We start from the raw sequence: 21,092 nt of genomic DNA, 5'->3' as shown, positions 1-21,092 counted from the left end.
ATAACTAAAGTCACTCAATAAACACCTAGTATTTAGTTTTTAGTTTTTAACAATAAAAAATTCATCAGCACGCTTTACGGTTAAATAAGCATGATTATACTCGCTGAATATGCAAATTGGTCGGCGATGTAATGAACAATATACGTTGCCATCAGCATTAAGTTTGTCATCAGTAATATCAGCACCTTGATGTGGACACCGTGCAGAAACCGTACGATATTCTGTTTCACCATTTGCCAATAATTGTTGATAAATCACCACAGGCTTTTCTACACTGGCTGATGGTAACTTTGCCATAGCAATTAAAACATCATCACGCTGAGTTGACTTAACGTCAATAATTTTAATCTCATGCTCTACTCGTCCACCCGCTGGATAGTATGTATCTAGTGTTAACAAAATTATTCCTAAAAAATTAAAAAACTTGACTGCATTTTTGGACGTTCAATGACTAATTTAATCAATAAATTACTGATTATAGAGAAGGGAAATAGATGTAGAAGTAATAAATTATTTTAAATTTCCGATGTGTTAAGTGCTATATCATAAAGAAATTGAGGTTGAGAAATAGTAAACCCTTGTGAATCTAGCCATACTATTGCGGCATTAACATTATCAAACACACAGCGCTCATAACCAACATCAGTCGTTGGGACCATTTTTTCAAGTTGCATGCTTTTCAGCCTATTACGGCTATAAACATGACAATCTTTAATACAGCCATGTTGTTTAAACCACTGACAAAGTTCAATCACATGATGCTCTATTTCTGGTATACCCAACTCCCACTGTTCAAAAACAGAGATTATGGCCCAATCATCATTAATTAAAGGTGTTACCGCAGCTTTAAATTCTTTGATATAAGTAATTACAGCTTCTTCGTTCCATGAGTCTGCAAATAACTGCATAACAACTTTATCTTCAACTTTTATTTTCCAACGTCCATGTATAGGTAACATGTGAAGTCCATACAAATTAAAAACTATTGGTATAATATACAAATAAAGCACTTTGTGCTAACGCTGTTTATATCTAGAGTGTCGTAACGGTTGTCAAAAAATAAAAAAGGTGACTATACTCTTTTGAAGATCAATAATTTAACTTGGTATTTTTCACATTGAAAAAGCACTTTTATATTTCAGCTTTTATTCTTTTAGCTATAGCAATGACTCATAATTTGTCGTTTGCAGGTGATCAGCGACTCAGTTTCAGCGTTCCACCTTTCTCACCTTTCAATGGGTTTGATGAACAATCTCAATGTAAGGGGATTGGTGTCTTAGCCATTGAAAAAGTGACGAATACTCTTAACACCCCGCTTAAGTTAGCCGCTTTCCCATACGCAAGAATTTTAAATTCGTTAAAAAATGGCGAGCTTGATTTAGCGCTACTATTTAAAAATAACACGGTAACTGAAGACGTTGAGTATATTGGCCCACTATCACTAGAAAAAATTTTTATACTGACTCAACCTGACACCACAATTAAACAATATAAAGATTTATATCAACTTACTAGGATTGCCGTTATTAGAAGTGCGCAATTTAATAAAAAATTTGATCAAGATAAACGATTAAATAAAATTAGCGTGAATAGCTACAATCAAGCTATTCGGTTATTAAAATTAAATCGTATAAATGCAGTGATTGGCTCTAAAGTTGGGCTTGAGTATGCTCTCTACCAAGAAAAATTGGATGAAGACATTATGGCTAATGCCTTTTACCTAGGTACAAAAGAGTTGGGGTTGCATCTAGCGAAAAAGTCGCCTTTTATATCAATGAAACCACTTTTAGAAGAAGCGGTTAAAGAAGCTTACCAAGATGACCTTTTAGAACAACTTTATAGACAACAAATGCAATATTGCGCAAACTTATGATCACAAGCAACATATCACTCAGTATGCTGACAACCACCTGTTTCAATTTGTAAGACGCTGGTTTTAATATCAAATTGTTCTTTTAAAACACGCTCAACTTGAAAACGACAAACTTCATCGTGTTTCTCCAATGTACATTGATGTTTTAAAACAATATGAGCACCAACAACAACTTCGCCGTTGTCACTTTTTACAATTAAATTATGTACATTGTCAATATGCTCAACACTTTGTAATGCCGCTTCAATTTTCTTCAGTGCAGGTAAACGAACACCGTTGAAAAACAAGCCTTTAATACATTTAAAAAGTAACTTAGAGCCCGTAAGCAATACAAATACTGAAATAAGCACACTCGACAAAGAGTCGACCACAGTCCAGCCTGTAGCGTGAATAATAATACTGGTGGCAAAGGTAACTATCGTTGAGAGTAAGTCAAAAAAGGTATGTAAAAATACGGCATAAACATTAACACTATCTTTGCGGCCCTTATATAACACATAGGCCGATGCGCCATGAAATAAAAAGCCTAAAGAGGCAACTGACGACATAACAAAGGTATTTATTTCATGTTCATCGTGATGTTCATGACCAAATAATCTATCCGCACCTTGTAGCAAAATCCAGCAACTAATTAATATATATAAAGTACCATTAATTAATCCACCTGAGAGTTCTAATCGGCGATAACCATCACTAAAGGTTTGACCAAACTTTATGGCAAGCGTTGAGGCAATTAAAGCAATAAATAGAGAGCTGTTATGAACAAACAAATGCCCTGCATCAGCATATACCGCTAAAGAGTTAGCATAGAAGGCACCTACTAACTGTAACAACATAAATACACTGGTAATAGCCAATGCAATAAGTAAACGTCGTTGAGATGATTTATGTGTAGTTAAAGTAGTCATGCAAAAATTTAGCTCGGTTTGGGGATTGGTTTACATTGCTGTGCATTGTGTCGTAAAAATGCGCAGCCATTGTAATCTTATTTGATTTAATAAAATAGTGATTACCACACTGCACATCACAGACCTGTTTTTAATTAAAACCGGCCTTTTACCTATTGAGCCCAATAAGCTTGGTCTAAGCTGTCTTCACGTTCAGGTAAACCACGCGACAAACGTGGAGAATGTTGAACTAACACCTCATAACTTGCTCTATTAGCATATTTGCTCATTTGCGATAACGACGAATAAGTTAGTGCGGGTTGTTCGTGCTTACTAGAGTTTGCCACGGTATTTTTATGATAAACATTTGCGCTTAAATCATGCAATATTGCAGCAAGAGCTGCATCGCCGGCACCGTTGGTATTTTTAATGCTTTCAGGGCCACCCATATAAGGGGCTGAGTGCGTATAAATTCGAATAGGATTTTTACAATCTTTTAAGAACATTGGACGAGAATATTCATAACGATTAAATTCGTGAATTTCACCAGAAAGCAATGGGTATTCGCTTTCTCGCTTAAACACATCATCTACATAACCTGCCATGTATAAACCATCTTTACCGGCAGTGCATATAACCATATCGACCCAATCCAGGCATTTATTAGCAGCAAGAAGTGGATCTTCAATATCAGTAATCGCTAAAGCTTCTTCTTCATTCATCGTGAGTATGTTGACATACTTTTCAACAAAATCACGCCAAAACTCAGGCTCTTCTTCTATTAAAAACTTAGTACCTAGAGTAAGTACAACCGGTACACCTGCAGCGTTAGCACACTTCACTGCTTTTACAGCCGCTTCAGTCATGGTGTCGCCAGGTTGAGTACGCATTAAGTACGAACTAATAACCAATGCAGAAGCGCCAGCGATTAATGCTTCATCTATAGAGTCAGGATGTAAGCGGTTAATTAAACCTGCATTAATACCAAATGTTCGTTCGCCTGTATCATCAATCAAAGTAAAACAGCGACCAATAGGGCCATCTACCGGTTGAAGGTAATTAAGATCAACGCGTGAAGAGGTATTACTGATAAAACGATAAGCATAATCGCCAACATGAATATTTTCAGACATTACGCCAAGTAACACTGAGCGATCATCGGCAAGTACCGAATAATTGTGCATTGTGTTGCCTATTGTACCGCCAGCAAATTCATAATTAATAAGCGACTCATCTTTTAAACGCTTATAAAGACGTTGAGTAACTTCATCTGAAATAACTTGTGACATACCGCGCTGAAGATCAAACTCATCTAAAAAAGCCTGATCAACTTTAGCTTCAATATCGACCAAAACTTGATCGATACCGACAATATAATTTTGCTTAGCATTCGAGCGAGGGTCTACTTGGTTTGTTAACGGGTTTTTATTATCGACAGGGAAATAATGTCTATGTTGACGTCGTCCAGGAAACTTCATGAAGCAATACACGGTTAATGGCAAAAAACGAATTATACCGTAATGCTATTTGGTTTGACCAGAGCACATTAGCTGAAATAGCACAGAAATGCCTATAAGTTTGTACTAAAAGCAAAATAGTAATTCTATTGGCGATTAAAATTGACTAACGAGCGCATAAACAACAAAAACATCCATAATTAGCGCTCGATAATAATTCAATAGTGAAAATATCAATGCGTGACATAATCATCATAAGAAGCGATTTCTCGTTGTGCTCTCTTTTGTTCTTTTAACGCCTCAATTTCACGCCATTTACGTTTGACCTGCTTACTATTTTTTTTATGCTGATACTCAACATAATCATCAAGTTCATCTTGGTTTTCTTCTTTATATTGCTTAAATTGCATAACAAATACTCCTATTGATAATTTGTTTTAAATTAATCAATTTATATGACAGTTATTTGAATGAAAGATGACAATTTAAAGAATTAAGCTAAATTTAGAGAAATGGAATGCTACGTTATAATTGCTCAAAATAATTTATAAAAACAATTAAGTTGAAGCCTAAATATAATAATTTAAACTTAAATTCGATAAGCCCTAATTATTCTATTAAAATTATGCTTAAATGAACAATATAGTGATTAATAACAATAAAATTACATCTATTGGAGAAATAAATGTCGGATAATAAAAAATACCGCTTAGTCACTCGAAGTGATTTCGATGGTTTAGTTTGTGCTATTTTACTTAAACATATTAACCTAGTTAACGATATTCTCTTTGTACACCCCAAAGATATGCAAGACGGTGTTATTGCCGTTGGAGCTGACGACATTTCGACAAACCTTCCTTTTGTTGAAGGTGTACACATCGCATTTGACCATCATCACAGTGAAACAATACGTAACGAAAAACGTGACAACCATGTTATTGACCCCGATGCACCATCTGCTGCACGTGTAGTTTACGACTACTACGGCGGCGCTGAAACTTTCCCAGCTAGCTGGCAAGATATGATGGAAGCTGTTGATAAAGGTGACTCTGCACAATTTAATATGGATGAAGTGCTTCATGCTAAAGGTTGGGAGTTACTTAATTTCATCATGGACTCTCGTACAGGCTTAGGACGTTTTAGAGATTTTAGGATTTCTAACTATGAACTCATGATGGATTTAATCGAGTTTGGTAAAGACCACAGTATTGAAGAGCTACTAGCCCTGCCAGATGTTAAAGAACGCACTGATCTATACTTTGAACACGAAGAAAAATTTAAAGCACAAATTAAACGCTGTGCCACCGTACATGGCAATTTAGTTGTGCTGGATTTAAGAGAAGAAGAGATTATTTATTCAGGTAATCGCTTTGTAATTTATGCTCTATATCCACAATGTAATATTTCAATCCATATTATGTGGGGACTTAAGAAACAAAACACAGTTTTTGCCACCGGAAAATCTATTTTTGATCGTAGTTCAAAAACTAATGTTGGCGAGTTAATGCTGAAATTTAATGGTGGTGGTCATAACGCTGCCGGTACATGTCAGGTGCCTCATGAGCAAAATGAAGCTTGTCTTGCAGAACTTATTGCCACGATTAATGCTGACGGTTAAACGTTTTTAACTACATTTAACACCTTATAAATGCCCCTGTAAGAAAAGCTGTCTGGCTTTACCTTCTTGGGGCATTTTTTATTATTTGCTTATCCAAAAGCAAAATACATTTTTATTATCTTGATCAGCACTTTTGTTAGCAACACCAATGAATGTAAAAAGTATCGCTTAGACAATAATAAAGAAGTGTGAATTAAGCACCAAGCCCTACTTACTCTCTCTCGCAGCGTTTCACACGACACAATATAAAAATATTTTAATTTATGATATACATAACTATATAAAAAATCTTTTGCACTAAACAAGGAACTTTATGCCAGAGTCCCAGTGTTCATCTTGTCAACATATCGTAAAATCAATCGTTCGAAATTGTCCTATGTGTAATGGTGGGATGAAAACGATTGAGAAATCTCAGCTAAAATCATGCCCTCGCTGCGCAGTGCCATTAGATGAATACCTTTATAGAAATCATGAGCTAGATAAATGTGAACAGTGTGAGGGAATTTGGTTACAGCCTGATGAGTTTTCAGTGTTAACGTCTGAGTTTGATGTATATCGTGACGATGAAAGTAATCCATTGTATTTACGACCAGGACTTCCTTCAGCTGAAAACTACCTGCCCTGCGCAAATTGTCAGAAAATGATGTCTCGTCGAAATTTCAAATCAATTTCAGGCGTTTTAATTGACTCTTGCCTACATTGTGGAATTTGGCTAGATAAAGGCGAATTAGCATTTATCAGAAGCTTTATCGCCAGTGGTGGATTAGATAAATCACAAGACCATACGTTAGTAAAACATGAGCTAAAAATAGAAGCACTTGATGACCGTATTTCAGATGTTGAGTTGATGGAGAAGATGCTAAATAAATATAGCTTGAAAAGAATATTCTTTCGGGGTTTTTAATATAATCGTTCAACTATACATAAACTTAGTAGCGTCGCGCTCTACTGCATAGATACAGGAGTTAGAGTAACGCCATTTGTCTTAAAGTGAAGACACAGATTTCGCCCTTGCAGCTAGCACTGTGCCCTACTCAGCTAAAACATTAACAATTTAAGCTTCAATTCCCCAACCGTCAGTATGACCTTTAAACTGAGTTACTACTTTTTCAAAACGAGCTTCTAGCACAATAATGGCATCATAAAGCGGGAGTACTGTTATTGAACAATCTAAAGCCCACACTTTTGGATTTTCATCAATATGAACATCACATGCAATATCAGGTGATACTTCAGCAAGATGATCTGCCATAGCCTGCGCTTGCTCTTGTGTTTCAAATAAGTGGAAAAAAACAACCGTATGCTTCACGGTTAAATCGATACCTGCTTTTTGCATTTCAAACAGTACTTTACCTGTTTCATCTTTTGGGAAGTTCATATTACTCATCATGGCTATAAAATTAATGGCGGTATTATAAACGGCAATGTTTTAAATGAATAGAAAACAAAATATATTTAATGGTTATAGTCATACCTCGATGCTAACAAGTTAGCTGACTCCAAAGGCTAAGTTAATGTAAGTAGACTCTAGTTTAATAAATTGAACAGCTTGGAGTTTAATTTATCTGCTTGGCGTCGCGGTGGCGACAACACGCAAGGGGGAGATAGACACAGATCTCCCCCTTGCATCCCCCACTGTGCCCTGCACAGCAAAACACTCCAACTGAATTTAGGCACGAAGTTTATTCCTGCCGAAAATCGTCCCTTCACACGGCAGTCTACGCCATCGACATGCATGGACGCACTAATGCCGTGAAGGCATGGATGCCTAGGAACGGCCATGGCTCCGATAAACATCGCACTTATCTAAATTCAGTTTCCGTTGCTGTGATGGGATCGGGAGTTTGCTTAACTTGTATTGCCCCATATAAAATCAGGTTCTTAGTTAATGATAAACAACAAACGTGAAAAAACGACAAGTCTGCTTCATTAAACTCCGGAATGATGGCCAATATTCACGTATCACTGGCATGGATGCCAGTGAAAGCGCTGTAGTACATGGATGTACGTTCAGCGCTGGTACGTCGAAGAATATTGGACGTCATGGAGGAAACAAGTTTAATGTAGCAGCGCCGAGGGAGTCCAGAGGGAGGCCGGCGCTAGCCTCCCTTTGGGTGTCGTCGCCACCGCGACAACGGTAGATAAGCGTGCATTAAGCCTTAATGTGTATCTGACCCTACTTAATATTTAACTGAAAAATCAAGTGTATCTGACCCCATTGATTTTTATGGTGTAGTTCTTTAGCAAATCGGTTTATTGAGATATTAAAGAATAAACTCTACAGATAAACCAAACTCCAAGTCTGCTTCATTAAACTCCGGAATGATGGCCAATATTCACGTATCACTGGCATGGATGCCAATGAAAGCGCTGTAGTACATGGATGTACGTTCAGCGCTGGTACGTCGAAGAATATTGGGCGTTATGGAGGAAACAAGTTTAATGTAGTAGCGCCGAGGGAGTCCAGAGGGAGGCCGGCGTCAGCCTCCCTTTGGGTGTCGTCGCCACCGCGACAACGGTAGATAAGGGGGGATATAGACATGATATTATTTAAATGAAAAATCAAATGTACCTGACCCATTTGATTTCTAGAGAGAGTGTCCGTCTAATATTGTCTATGAAAAGTGATTATGAATAGCTTTATAAGCTTATAAAGCTATAAACGAATGAAATAAAAGGTTTACAGCAATCAAATGGAATATATTATAGTCTTTATTCGAAGTATTAAATAAATGGAATTATATGCCTCATTCAGAAAAATCACTATTTCAGCTACTTTCATTCCATATTGCATTATGGGCACCTATAACCATAGCTATTCTGTTTTCGATATATATTTTAAATACTAGTAATTTGATTTTTAAAAGTGGATTTTCTGGATTAAATAATGCGTGGGATATTTTTAAAGTACCTTTAGCTATTTTTTCATTAGCATTCCCAAGTGTAGCTTTAATAACCGCTAATCATAGATCTATTCAAAGTAAAAATCAGATAGAGCTCACTGTTAAGCAAAATATGCTTAAAAATTATTACGACTCCATTGATGATTTTGAACAGTATGTAGAATCATTTACTTTTAAAAGTAATTTAATATATCGGAATAAAAGAGTTTTATATAGAAAAATATTCCCTCTAAATACTCCTAAATCAGTAACGACTACTGTTGATAAAAATACATTGATTGAAATTAAAATATATTATAAAAATGCCGTTCACAATATTTTAAAGGACATTGAAAACCGTATTTATCTTCAAAAAAATCAGATTGAATACGCTGACATTATAGTGATAGTTGCCGAGTTATATAAAAAATTAAAATTGAATTGGTTAATTAATTTTGGAGTCGGGATTGATGAGAGTAGATTTAAAGAGAGTGATTCCGTGATAGAAACTATCCATAACCTTACTAACGAATTTTACTCTCTACTGAGTTATTGCATAGAATATAGTATGACTGAAAACGGTTTTGTAATATCTGAACACCAATCTTTTTTAAATTCAGAGTCGTGGCTAGAGTTTCAACGTAAAATTAAATCAAAATCTACATTCAGTTTAACTCAGATCGACTTAGGGACTATTAATATACCTCCCAAAGAGAATATTAATTTAGTATAAAAAAACCCGCTAAAAGCGGGTTTTTTATTAAGAATTACAAGCTGTAAGCGAATCGCTTACCAACCTGTTTTCTCTTTAAGTGCTTTACCGATGTCCGCTAAAGAACGTACAGTTTTAACACCAGCCGCTTCAAGAGCAGCGAATTTCTCATCAGCTGTACCTTTACCACCAGCGATAATCGCGCCAGCGTGACCCATACGCTTACCTTCTGGTGCAGTAACACCAGCAATGTAAGATACTACAGGTTTAGTAACGTGTGCTTTGATGTATTCCGCAGCTTCTTCTTCAGCAGTACCACCAATTTCACCAATCATTACGATTGCTTCAGTTTGTGGATCGTTTTGGAACATTTCCAATACGTCGATGAAGTTAGTACCTGGGATAGGGTCACCACCAATACCTACACAAGTAGATTGGCCAAAACCAGCATCAGTCGTTTGTTTAACGGCTTCGTACGTAAGCGTACCAGAACGTGAAACAATACCTACTTTACCAGGCTTGTGAATGTGACCAGGCATGATACCAATCTTAGTTTCGCCAGGAGTAATAACACCTGGACAGTTAGGACCGATCATACGAACGCCAGATTGATCAAGCTTAGCTTTAACGTCAACCATATCTAAAGTTGGAATACCTTCAGTGATAGTAACGATAAGCTCGATGCCTGCATCAATAGCTTCTAAAATTGCATCTTTACAAAATGGTGCAGGAACATAGATAACTGTTGCTGTTGCGCCAGTTGCTTCTACTGCTTCACGTACTGTATTAAATACTGGAAGGCCTAAATGCGTTTGACCGCCTTTACCTGGGCTTACGCCACCAACCATTTGTGTACCGTACTCAAGTGCTTGTTCTGAATGGAATGTACCTTGACCACCAGTGAAACCTTGACAGATTACTTTAGTATCTTTGTTAATTAAGACAGACATTATTTGCCCTCCGCAGCTGCTACAACTTTAGTTGCTGCATCAGTTAATGACTCAGCAGCAATGATGTCTAAGCCAGATTTTTTAAGTACTTCACGACCTTCTTCAGCGTTTGTACCTTCTAAACGTACAACTACAGGCACTTGAACGCCTACATCTTTAACTGCAGCGATAATACCTTCAGCAATCATGTCACAACGTACAATGCCACCAAAGATGTTAACTAAAACAGCTTTAACGTTATCGTCAGAAAGGATGATTTTGAATGCTTCAGAAACACGCTCTTTAGTCGCCCCGCCGCCAACATCTAAGAAGTTAGCTGGCTTGCCGCCGTGTAAGTTAACGATATCCATAGTACCCATTGCTAGGCCTGCACCGTTAACCATACAACCAACATTGCCGTCTAATGCAACGTAGTTTAATTCAAAACGTGCTGCATGTGCTTCACGCTCATCTTCTTGAGATGGATCGTGGAATGCGCGCATTTTAGGTTGACGGTATAAAGCATTACCATCGATACCAATTTTGCCATCTAGACAATGAAGATTACCTTCGTCAGTGATAACTAACGGGTTGATTTCTAATAAAGCGAAATCGAAATCTTCAAACATTTGTGCAAGACCTAAAAAGATCTTAACAAATTGCTTCATTTGCGTTGGGTTTAAACCTAACTTGAAGCCTAATTCACGTGCTTGGTAAGGTTGAGCGCCAACAAGTGGATCGATTTCAGCTTGGTGAATTAACTCAGGAGTCTCTTCAGCAATCTTCTCGATGTCAACACCGCCTTCAGTAGAAGCCATGAATACTACTTTACGACTTGCACGGTCTACAACAGCACCAAGATACAATTCGTTAGCAATATCTGTACAGCTTTCTACTAAAATTTTAGCAACTGGCTGTCCATGCTCATCTGTTTGGTATGTAACTAGGTTTTTACCTAACCAGTTTTGAGCGAAATCTTTGATTTCTTGCTTGGTTTTAACTAGCTTAACACCGCCAGCTTTACCACGGCCACCCGCGTGTACTTGAGTTTTAACAACCCACATATCGCCGCCAATTTTATCGGCAGCTTCGGCAGCTTCTTGAGCGGTATCGCAAGCGAAACCTTCAGAAACTGGTAAACCATATTCAGCGAATAATTGTTTCGCTTGATATTCATGCAAATTCATGGTGTTTTATCCATTTATCTGTAGATGAAAATGGCAATAATTATAATTACTACCATCGAAAAGAGTCGACCGATTATAGTATAAAAGCTCTAAAGAACATAGTCCTTAGAGCCTACTACTATAGTCTAAATCAAACCAAAAAATTCAATATTACTACTTACTTGATGTTTAACTATATATTAAGTAACAAGCGTGTTGGATCTTCCAACAACTCTTTAATTGTTACTAAAAATCCAACTGATTCTTTACCATCAACTAAACGATGATCATAAGAAAGAGCTAGGTACATCATAGGTAAAATTTCAACTTTTCCATTAACTGCCATTGGGCGATCTTGGATTTTATGCATTCCTAAGATTGCCGCTTGTGGCAAGTTAAGAATAGGCGTTGAAATTAATGAACCAAAAACGCCGCCATTAGTGATAGTAAAGTTACCACCTTGCATTTCGTCCATGGTTAATTTTCCGTCACGACCTTTAATCGCTAATGAACGGATACCGTTTTCGATACCTGCCATGCTTAGCTGATCTGCATCACGTAGTACTGGTGTAACTAAACCACGTGGTGTAGATACCGCAATCGAAATGTCAAAAAAGTTATGATAAACAATATCATCACCGTCAATTGACGCGTTAATTGCTGGGTAGCGTTTAAGCGCTTCGGTTACCGCTTTAACGTAGAAAGACATGAAACCTAAACGGGTATCATGTGTTTTCTCGAACACGTCTTTATATTGGTTACGAAGATCCATAATTGGCTTCATGTTAACTTCGTTAAACGTGGTTAACATGGCCGTAGAATTTTTCGCTTCTAATAAACGTGTCGCGATTGTTTTACGTAAACGCGTCATAGGTACACGTTTTTGTGTACGCTCACCTAATGCTGCAGAAGCTTGTGCTGCTGGCGCTGGCGCCGCTGCTTTTGCTGGAGCTGCTTTAGGCTTGTTAGCTGCTGCTTCAACATCTTCTTTAGAAATACGACCGCCTTTACCAGTACCAACAACATCGTTAGCTGTAAGGCCTTTTTCTTTCATTAAACGACGTACTGATGGACCAGCAAGTTCGTCTGAACTAATCGCTTCTTCTGCTGAAGCTGCAGGTGCTGCGCTTGCTGCTGCACCAACATTAAGTTCACCAAGTTTTTGGTCGCCTAATACTGTCTCGCCTTCAGCGTGAATTATTTTACCAATTATGCCATCAGCTTGTGCAACAACTTCTAAAACCACTTTGTCAGTTTCAATATCAACTAAGTTTTGGTCAACAGTTACGGTATCGCCTGCAGCAACATGCCATGCAGCTACAGTCGCATCAGCAACTGACTCTGGTAATACTGGTACAACGATATCGATAACTTTAGCATTGCCTGCTGGAGCTTTCGCTTCAGCTTTACTTGCTGGAGCAGCATCGCTTTTAGCTTCAGGTGCAGCTGTTTCAGCCTCACCTTCTGATAAAATAGCAATAACTTGCTCGCCAAGTACCGTAGCACCTTCAGCTTGAGATATATCAGTAATTACGCCATCAGACGTTGCTGGTACTTCAAGAACCACTTTATCAGTTTCAATATCAACTAATACTTGATCACGAGACACTTTATCACCAACTTGTACATGCCAAGTCGCTATAGTTGCATCTGCAACTGATTCAGGTAAAACGGGAACCTTAATTTCGGTTGTCATTTATAATATTCCTTACACACTCTTAATTAATCTCTTTATAAAAAAGAGGGTCTATTCTACATTAAGCGCGTCTTGAACTAGCGCCTGTTGCTCTTTAACATGAACTGACATATAACCTACAGCAGGTGCTGCCGAAGCATTACGTCCTGCATATGTCAAATAAGTATCTGCCGGTATCGCCGCTCTAAAATGATGCTGAGAACAATACCAAGCACCTTGATTTTGCGGTTCTTCCTGACACCAAACGAATTGCTTAACATGCTGATATTTTGCAATTTCAGCTTTAAGCTCAACTTCTGGGAATGGATATAGCTGCTCAACACGAATGATTGCAACATTGGTTTGCTCATTCTTACGACGTTGATCAAGTAGTTCGTAGTAAACTTTACCACTACAAAAAACTACGCGTTCAACTTTGTCAGCATCTAATTCATCAACTTCACCGATAACATTGTGGAATACACCCGTAGAAAGTTCTTCTAATGACGATACTGCCATTGGGTGACGTAACAATGATTTAGGTGACATAACAACCAATGGACGACGCATAGGACGAACCACTTGGCGACGCAGCATATTAAATACTTGCGCAGGTGTTGATGGTACACAAACTTGCATGTTGTGATCAGCACAAAGTTGCAAAAAGCGTTCTAGGCGAGCAGATGAATGCTCAGGCCCTTGACCTTCATAACCATGCGGCAACAACATAGTTAAGCCACATAAGCGACCCCACTTTTGTTCGCCTGAGCTAATGAATTGGTCAAATACAACCTGTGCACAGTTAGCAAAATCACCAAACTGCGCTTCCCAAATAGTTAAACCACTTGGTTCAGCTGTTGTATAGCCATATTCAAAAGCTAATACTGACACTTCAGATAACACTGAATCATGTACGTCAAACGGACCTTGACCTTCACGAATATTTTGTAAAGGTAAATAGCGGCTTGCATCGTCTTGATTATGCAAAACAGCATGACGATGGAAGAAAGTACCACGACCAGAGTCTTGCCCTGTTATACGAACACGCTTACCGATATCAACAATAGAGGCATATGCTAAATTTTCAGCCATACCCCAATCAAGTAACTTTTCACCACTGGCCATTTTTTCACGATCGTCATAAATTTTCTTTACGCGATTGTGAACATGATGTTCAGCAGGAATAGTTGAAATTTTGCCGGCAAGTTCTTTCAACTTATCAAGCGATATTTCTTTATCGTAATCGTCATCCCACTCGTGACCAATATAAGGTGTCCAATCAACAGAATGCTCTGTCATTGGTCGCCACTGTTCAACAGTACATTGACCTTCATCAAGCAATTTACGGTAATAAGCAGTTAACTCATCCGTTTTAGCTTTATTGAGTGAGCCTTCGGCATTAAGTTTATCTGCATAAAGTTGACGAGGCGTAGGATGCTTTTTAACTTTTTTATACATAAGTGGCTGTGTAGCACTTGGCTCATCAGCTTCATTATGTCCGTGACGTCGATAACAGACTAAATCAATAACTACATCACGTTTAAATTCGTTTCGGTAATCTAAGGCAATTTGCGTTGCCAAAATAACCGCTTCTGGATCATCACCATTCACATGTAGAATTGGCGCTGATACCATTTTAGCAATTTCAGTACAATATTCACCGCTGCGAGTATCTTCTGAACTTGACGTTGTAAAACCGACTTGGTTATTCACCACAATACGGATAGTACCGCCAACTTTAAAGGCACGCGCTTGTGACATGTTGAAGGTTTCTTGTACAACACCTTGACCCGCAATTGCCGAGTCACCATGAATAGTAATAGGTAATACTAAATCACCTTCATTACAATCACGTCTGTCTAGTCTTGCACGCACTGAACCGATAACAACAGGGTTAACAATTTCTAGATGCGATGGGTTAAAGGCTAACGCTAAATGAACGTTACCGCCCGGTGTTACGAAGTCAGATGAATAACCTTGGTGATATTTAACATCACCAGAAGATAATATTTCATCATGCTTGCCACCGAATTCATCAAATAACTTAGATGGATTTTTCCCCATCACGTTAACGAGAACATTTAAACGACCACGATGAGCCATGCCCATAACAACTTCTTTAGCGCCTTGTGTACCGGCACGTGTAATAAGTTGTTTCAACATAGGTACTAATGCATCGCCACCTTCAAGAGAGAAACGTTTTGCACCTGGGAACTTAGCTCCTAGGTATTTTTCAAGTCCGTCAGCCGCAACTAAGTCTTTGAAAATTTCTTGTTTCTCTTCAACGGTTAATACTGCTTGTGATTGCACCGACTCTAAGCGTTGTTGTAACCAACGTTTTTCGTCAGTGCTGGTAATATGCATATATTCAGCACCAATAGAACCACAATAAGTAGTTTTAAGGGCTTTATATAGATCACCAAGTTTCATTGAGTCTTGGCCAATTGCCAATGAACCAATGTTAAACTCACGATCAAAATCATTTTCTGATAGATCATGGTGAGACAATTGCAAATCACGTACTTTATCACGTTGCCATAACCCTAGAGGGTCAAGGTTAGCATTTTGATGTCCGCGAAAACGAAAAGCATTGATCAGCTGTAAAACTTTAACTTGCTTAGCGTCACTGCCACCCGAAACAACTACGGTTTTTTGTGTTTGTTGGGCTAGGTCTTTAAATTCATTGCGGATTTCAGAATGCCGATATTCAACGTCAGCACCTTCAATTTTAGGAAGTTGTTGGAATATAGCTCGCCACTCTGCAGTTACAGATTGTGAGTTATCCAGATAAGATTCGTATAATTCTTCAATATAAGCAGCGTTCGCGCCACTTAAATGGGAAGACTCTATCCAAGTCTTCATAGCACCTTCGGGCATTGCCTGTTCCTTTATGGGATAAAAGCAATCAAAAGATATGTCTAAAATAAATTATCCGAGCACACGTTTATTGAGTGCTCGGACGTTTAAATTAAACCGCTCTGGTTAGCAACATTGACTTAATATGGCCAATGGCTTTTGTTGGGTTTAATCCTTTCGGACAAACATCAACACAGTTCATAATACCGTGACAACGGAATACGCTGTAGGCATCTTGTAAATCATCTAGTCGCTCTTCTGTTGCAGTATCGCGGCTATCGATAAGAAAACGATAAGCGTGCAATAAACCTGCTGGCCCGATAAATTTATCAGGATTCCACCAGAAAGAAGGACAAGATGTTGAACAACAAGCACATAATATACATTCGTATAAACCATCTAATTTTTCACGTTCTTCGATAGTTTGTAAATGTTCGCGTGCAGGTTGTTCTTTACCATCATTAATCAGGTAAGGTCTGATTTTTTCATATTGATTGTAAAACTGTGTCATATCAATAATCAAATCACGTACTACTGGCAAACCTGGTAATGGACGTAACACAATTTTATTTGCTGGAACAGCAGATAAAGGCGTGATACATGCCAAACCGTTTTTACCATTCATATTCAAACCGTCAGAGCCACAAACACCTTCACGACATGAACGACGGAATGAAAGACTAGAATCTTGCTCTTTTAGCAAAATTAAGGCGTCTAATACCATCATGTCTGAGCCTTCTGGAATTTCCAGCTCATAATCTTTCATGTAAGGTTTGTTATCAACATCAGGGTTGTAACGGTAAATTGAAAAAATTTGTTTCATCACAACGCTCCTAGTAAGTTCTTGCTTTCGGTGGGAAAGCTTCACGGTGAACCGGGCTCATGTTAACAGAGCGTTTGCTCATGTCTTCTGAACCTGGTGTGTAAATAGAGTGACATAACCAATTTTCGTCATCACGTACTTGGAAATCTTCGCGAGCATGTGCGCCACGAGACTCAGTACGGAAGTTAGCTGCTTTAGCTGTACAAAAAGCGGTTTCCATTAAGTTGTCTAATTCTAAACACTCAATTCTGTGAGTGTTAAACTCAGAAGACTTATCATCTAAATGGGCATTTTGTAGGCGTTCACGAATTTCAGTTAATTCTTTCATGCCCTGTGCCATTGCATCACCTTCACGGAATACCGAGAAGTTAAATTGCATACATTTTTGTAAATCTTTACGAATTTGAACTGGATCTTCACCACTCGTTGATGATTCCCAACGCTTAGTACGCGCTAACGAAACTTCTATATCAGATTCAGAAGCATCTTTACCGGCTTGAGTCTCACTTAAGTAAGTACCTAAGAAGTTACCCGCAGCACGACCAAATACCACTAAATCAAGTAATGAGTTGCCACCTAAACGGTTAGCACCATGTACTGATACGTTCGCAATTTCACCAACGGCAAATAAGCCTTCAATAATTTTTTCTTCGCCCGTTTCTGGGTTGAAGTTAATTGCTTGACCATTAACATTACAAGGCACACCGCCCATCTGATAATGACAAGTTGGTATAACAGGAATAGGCTCAACAGCAGGATCAACGTGAGCAAAAGTTTTTGATAAATCACAAACTCCTGGTAAACGTTTTTCTAGTGTTTCACGACCTAAATGATCAAGTTTAAGTTTAAGATGTGGACCTAAAGGACCGTCGAAACCGCGACCTTCGCGTATTTCAGTCATCATAGAACGAGCAACAACATCACGACCGGCTAAATCTTTAGCATTCGGTGCATAACGTTCCATGAAACGTTCGCCGTCTTTGTTAAGAAGGTAACCACCTTCTCCACGACAACCTTCAGTTACTAATGTGCCCGCACCCGCAATACCTGTTGGGTGGAACTGCCACATTTCCATATCTTGCATTTGTACGCCAGCACGAAGTGACATACCAACACCGTCACCGGTATTAATGTGAGCATTAGTGGTAGAAGCAAAAATACGACCCGCGCCACCTGTTGCTAAAACAGTAGCACGTGCTTTGAAGTAAACAATTTCACCAGTTTCAATGCAAATTGCGGTAGTACCAACAACAGCACCGTCACTATTTTTAACTAAATCTAATGCATACCACTCAGAATAAACGTTAGTTTTGTTTTTAACATTCTGTTGGTATAAACAATGTAGTAATGCATGACCTGTTCTGTCCGCTGCAGCAGCTGTACGTGCCGCTTGTTCACCACCAAAGTTTTTAGATTGTCCACCGAACGGACGTTGGTAAATTTTACCTTCTTCCGTACGAGAAAAAGGTAAACCCATTTTCTCTAGTTCGATGATAGATTCTGGACCCGTTTTACACATATATTCGATTGCGTCTTGGTCACCGATATAATCAGAACCTTTAACCGTATCGTACATGTGTTGTTCCCAATGATCTTCATGAGCATTACCCAAGGCAACAGTAATACCGCCTTGTGCAGATACCGTATGAGAACGAGTAGGGAAAACTTTTGAAATCAAAGCACAAGATTTGCCTGATTCCGATATTGCTAGGGCAGCGCGCATACCTGCACCACCAGCGCCAATGACAATGGCGTCGAATTCACGAATTGGAACGCTCACTTACACACCCCACACAGTTAATAGGCCTGCTGCAAAGTATACGAGCAACAAAACAGAAAAGAAAAATTGTAAACCACCGCGTAAAAGCGCAGGTTTAATGTAATCAGAAAGTACTTGCCAAACACCAATCCAAGCGTGAATTAACAACGCTACAATGGCTAGAATGGTAAATATTTTAGTGCAGATACTACCAAAGAATGCCTGCCAAACTTCAAACGTAACATCAGATGTTATAACGAAAAAGCCAACAAGATAAAAGGTGTAAAGTGCTAAAATAATGGCACTAGCACGAAGAAGAATGAAATCATGTACGCCACTACGGCCTACTGTTGCTGCATTATTTACCATAATCGAACTCCTACTACTACAGTAAGCACCAACCAAAGTGCAATGATAAGTTTAGCCGTAGCATTACCTGACGCTAGTTCTTCAAAATGACCTAAATCCATAAATAAATGACGGATACCGCCAAGTAAGTGGTAGATAAGTGCAGAAAGCGTACCGAGCATAATTATTTTGAAGAATAAGCCGCTAAGTAATGATTCTACTTGCGCGAAACCTTCAGCAGAAGATAGAGATAAAGAAAGCGTCCACAATAAAATACCAATAGCAAATACCATAATTACACCTGAAACACGGTGCAATATAGAAGCATTAGCTGCTGCATGCATTTTAATTGTTGACAAATCTAGGTTTACAGGACGTTGTTTTTTCACGATTGTTGCCTAAGGAGCTCTTAGAGCCTTCAACTTATTTTTTTTACGTCATCCAACCAATATATTAAGTTAGATAACCCCTCTCCGATGTAAATTAAATTTTTGCACTTGATTGATGAATGCTAAAAAAGAATTCAGATCGGCTTGATTATATAGGTGAAAATCATTAATTACAATTTTCTTCCCGACAAGTTTCAGCCTATTTACGAGGCTAGCGACTATTTAACAACCATACGTAACAAAAATTGATAATGACATGTAACTTTAGTCTAAGAGCGAAACAAACAAATTGACTTCTAGGGGGTGATCTGAAGTAGAATAGGGTTAGTTTAATATTCACAAAAATTGACTAAACATTTGGTTTTAACAATTTTCTAGATAAACAAATATAATGGGGACGAAATATATGGCTGATTCAAAAGCCTCTCTTAGTATCGACGGTAATGTAGTTGCGGAATTACCAATTCTTAAAGGTAGTGCTGGTAACGATGTTATAGATATTCGTACACTTGGCAGTGCTGGCTATTTCACCTATGACCCAGGATTTTTAGCAACTGCCTCTTGTGAGTCTGCAATTACGTTCATCGATGGTGGTAAAGGTATTTTACAACATCGTGGTTACCCAATTGATAGTCTTGCTAAACAAGCAGACTACCTAGAAGTTTGTTATATTTTATTGAATGGTGAAGCACCATCTAAAAGCCAATATGATGAATTTACTAATACAATCACTAACCACACAATGGTACATGAAAAATTAGTTCACTTTTTTCATGGTTTCCTACCAGATGCACATCCAATGGCGATGCTTTGTGGTGTTGTTGGCGCTATGTCTTCTTTTTACCACAGTGATTTAGATATTCATGCCGCTGATCAACGTATGCGTAGTGCTCACCGCTTAATTGCTAAAATGCCTACTATTGCAGCTATGGCATATAAATATAGTATCGGACAACCTTTTGTTTACCCACGTAACGACTTAACTTATGCAGAAAACTTCTTGCATATGTTGTTCTCTGTTCCGGCTGAAGAATATGTTGTTAGCCCTACTGTTGCTCGCGCAATGGACCGTATTTTTACGTTACATGCAGATCATGAGCAAAATGCTTCAACGTCTACAGTACGTTTAGCGGGTTCTTCAGGTGCTAACCCTTACGCATGTATCGCAGCGGGTGTTGCTTCACTTTGGGGCCCTGCTCATGGCGGCGCTAACGAAGCTTGTTTAACTATGCTTCAACAAATTGGTTCATTAGATCGTGTTGATGAATTTGTTGCTAAAGCAAAAGATAAAGCTGACCCTTTCCGCTTAATGGGCTTTGGACATCGTGTTTATAAAAACTTCGATCCACGTGCTACCGTAATGCGTGAAACATGTCATGAAGTTTTAACTGAATTAGGTATACAAGATCCATTGCTTGATGTAGCAATGGCACTTGAAAAAGTAGCGCTAGAAGACCCATATTTCATTGAGAAAAAATTATACCCTAACGTTGATTTTTACTCAGGAATCATCCTTAAAGCTATTGGTATTCCAACGAACATGTTCACAGTAATTTTTGCTATGTCACGTACCGTAGGTTGGATTGCTCACTGGGATGAAATGCTTGGTCAAGAAGGACAAAAAATCGGTCGTCCTCGTCAAAAATACACTGGCGAAATTAACCGTAAATTTGTTCCATTAAGTGAGAGATAATTAGCATTAATTAATCGCTTATTAT

At 38.4% G+C, this 21,092-nt stretch carries 19 protein-coding genes; 5 read left to right on the top strand and 14 right to left on the bottom strand.

The annotated features are described in order from the left end of the window. Positions 1-39: 39 nt before the first annotated feature. The gene (locus DBO93_RS07405; protein WP_108455753.1) at positions 40-399 is read right to left on the bottom strand and encodes a Rieske 2Fe-2S domain-containing protein; all 360 of its coding nucleotides are present in this window, start codon (positions 397-399) and stop codon (positions 40-42) included. 116 nt (positions 400-515) lie between these two features. After that, positions 516-959 carry a hypothetical protein gene (locus DBO93_RS07400; RefSeq protein ID WP_108455752.1) on the bottom strand — a complete coding sequence of 148 codons (444 nt, stop codon included), beginning with the start codon at positions 957-959 and terminating at the stop codon, positions 516-518. A gap of 206 nt (positions 960-1,165) precedes the next feature. On the opposite strand from DBO93_RS07400, the gene DBO93_RS07395 reads away from it, so the two are divergent. Then, on the top strand, positions 1,166-1,873 hold the full coding sequence (locus DBO93_RS07395; RefSeq protein ID WP_162533743.1) for a transporter substrate-binding domain-containing protein: 708 nt from the start codon (positions 1,166-1,168) through the stop codon (positions 1,871-1,873). A 14-nt stretch (positions 1,874-1,887) separates the two neighbouring features. Here the strand turns inward: DBO93_RS07395 and DBO93_RS07390 are convergent, their stop codons facing one another. The 3 genes from DBO93_RS07390 to DBO93_RS07380 all read right to left on the bottom strand — a co-directional run bounded on the left by DBO93_RS07390 (position 1,888) and on the right by DBO93_RS07380 (position 4,627). Further along, positions 1,888-2,781, bottom strand: a complete 894-nt coding sequence (locus DBO93_RS07390; protein ID WP_108455750.1) for a cation diffusion facilitator family transporter — start codon at positions 2,779-2,781, stop codon at positions 1,888-1,890. Positions 2,782-2,933: 152 nt separating this feature from the next. Then, positions 2,934-4,238: an inosine/guanosine kinase gene (locus tag DBO93_RS07385; RefSeq protein WP_108455749.1), complete on the bottom strand. Its 1,305-nt coding sequence runs from the start codon at positions 4,236-4,238 to the stop codon at positions 2,934-2,936. A 212-nt stretch (positions 4,239-4,450) separates the two neighbouring features. Beyond that, entirely contained in the window at positions 4,451-4,627 is a 177-nt protein-coding gene (locus DBO93_RS07380; RefSeq protein ID WP_108455748.1) for a DUF3545 family protein, read from the bottom strand. 275 nt (positions 4,628-4,902) lie between these two features. Between DBO93_RS07380 and DBO93_RS07375 the strand changes: the two genes are divergently transcribed. Both DBO93_RS07375 and DBO93_RS07370 read left to right on the top strand, forming a co-directional pair. Continuing rightward, positions 4,903-5,835, top strand: a complete 933-nt coding sequence (locus DBO93_RS07375) for an exopolyphosphatase (RefSeq protein ID WP_108455747.1) — start codon at positions 4,903-4,905, stop codon at positions 5,833-5,835. Between the two features lie 313 nt (positions 5,836-6,148). Further along, positions 6,149-6,739 (top strand): zf-TFIIB domain-containing protein, encoded by a 591-nt coding sequence (locus DBO93_RS07370; protein ID WP_108455746.1) that lies wholly within the window; start codon positions 6,149-6,151, stop codon positions 6,737-6,739. A 150-nt stretch (positions 6,740-6,889) separates the two neighbouring features. Here the strand turns inward: DBO93_RS07370 and DBO93_RS07365 are convergent, their stop codons facing one another. Next, entirely contained in the window at positions 6,890-7,213 is a 324-nt protein-coding gene (locus DBO93_RS07365; RefSeq protein ID WP_108455745.1) for a ribonuclease E inhibitor RraB, read from the bottom strand. A 1,364-nt stretch (positions 7,214-8,577) separates the two neighbouring features. On the opposite strand from DBO93_RS07365, the gene DBO93_RS07360 reads away from it, so the two are divergent. Then, positions 8,578-9,450, top strand: coding sequence for a hypothetical protein (locus DBO93_RS07360; protein ID WP_108455744.1), 873 nt, complete (start codon positions 8,578-8,580; stop codon positions 9,448-9,450). A 56-nt stretch (positions 9,451-9,506) separates the two neighbouring features. Here the strand turns inward: DBO93_RS07360 and sucD are convergent, their stop codons facing one another. From sucD to sdhC, 8 genes are all read right to left on the bottom strand, one after another. Then, positions 9,507-10,379: a succinate--CoA ligase subunit alpha gene (gene sucD / locus DBO93_RS07355; protein ID WP_108455743.1), complete on the bottom strand. Its 873-nt coding sequence runs from the start codon at positions 10,377-10,379 to the stop codon at positions 9,507-9,509. After that, positions 10,379-11,545: an ADP-forming succinate--CoA ligase subunit beta gene (sucC, locus tag DBO93_RS07350; RefSeq protein WP_108455742.1), complete on the bottom strand. Its 1,167-nt coding sequence runs from the start codon at positions 11,543-11,545 to the stop codon at positions 10,379-10,381. The genes sucD and sucC overlap by 1 nt, the downstream gene beginning before the upstream one ends. 172 nt (positions 11,546-11,717) lie before the next feature. Continuing rightward, complete coding sequence (gene odhB, locus DBO93_RS07345) at positions 11,718-13,220, bottom strand: 2-oxoglutarate dehydrogenase complex dihydrolipoyllysine-residue succinyltransferase (protein WP_108455741.1); 1,503 nt, start codon at positions 13,218-13,220, stop codon at positions 11,718-11,720. Positions 13,221-13,271: 51 nt separating this feature from the next. Then, positions 13,272-16,076, bottom strand: a complete 2,805-nt coding sequence (locus DBO93_RS07340; RefSeq protein ID WP_108455740.1) for a 2-oxoglutarate dehydrogenase E1 component — start codon at positions 16,074-16,076, stop codon at positions 13,272-13,274. Positions 16,077-16,167: 91 nt separating this feature from the next. Continuing rightward, positions 16,168-16,878 (bottom strand): succinate dehydrogenase iron-sulfur subunit, encoded by a 711-nt coding sequence (locus DBO93_RS07335; protein WP_108455739.1) that lies wholly within the window; start codon positions 16,876-16,878, stop codon positions 16,168-16,170. 10 nt (positions 16,879-16,888) lie between these two features. After that, entirely contained in the window at positions 16,889-18,658 is a 1,770-nt protein-coding gene (gene sdhA, locus DBO93_RS07330; protein ID WP_108455738.1) for a succinate dehydrogenase flavoprotein subunit, read from the bottom strand. Then, entirely contained in the window at positions 18,659-19,006 is a 348-nt protein-coding gene (gene sdhD, locus DBO93_RS07325) for a succinate dehydrogenase, hydrophobic membrane anchor protein (RefSeq protein WP_108455737.1), read from the bottom strand. After that, the gene (gene sdhC, locus DBO93_RS07320; protein ID WP_108455736.1) at positions 19,000-19,374 is read right to left on the bottom strand and encodes a succinate dehydrogenase, cytochrome b556 subunit; all 375 of its coding nucleotides are present in this window, start codon (positions 19,372-19,374) and stop codon (positions 19,000-19,002) included. The genes sdhD and sdhC overlap by 7 nt, the downstream gene beginning before the upstream one ends. Before the next feature lie 406 nt (positions 19,375-19,780). Between sdhC and DBO93_RS07315 the strand changes: the two genes are divergently transcribed. Then, positions 19,781-21,067, top strand: coding sequence for a citrate synthase (locus tag DBO93_RS07315; protein ID WP_108455735.1), 1,287 nt, complete (start codon positions 19,781-19,783; stop codon positions 21,065-21,067). Positions 21,068-21,092 lie beyond the last annotated feature (25 nt).

The sequence above is a fragment of the Colwellia sp. Arc7-D genome, assembly GCF_003061515.1.
Classification (GTDB): domain Bacteria; phylum Pseudomonadota; class Gammaproteobacteria; order Enterobacterales; family Alteromonadaceae; genus Cognaticolwellia.
This window is presented reverse-complemented; position numbering and strand designations above follow the sequence as displayed.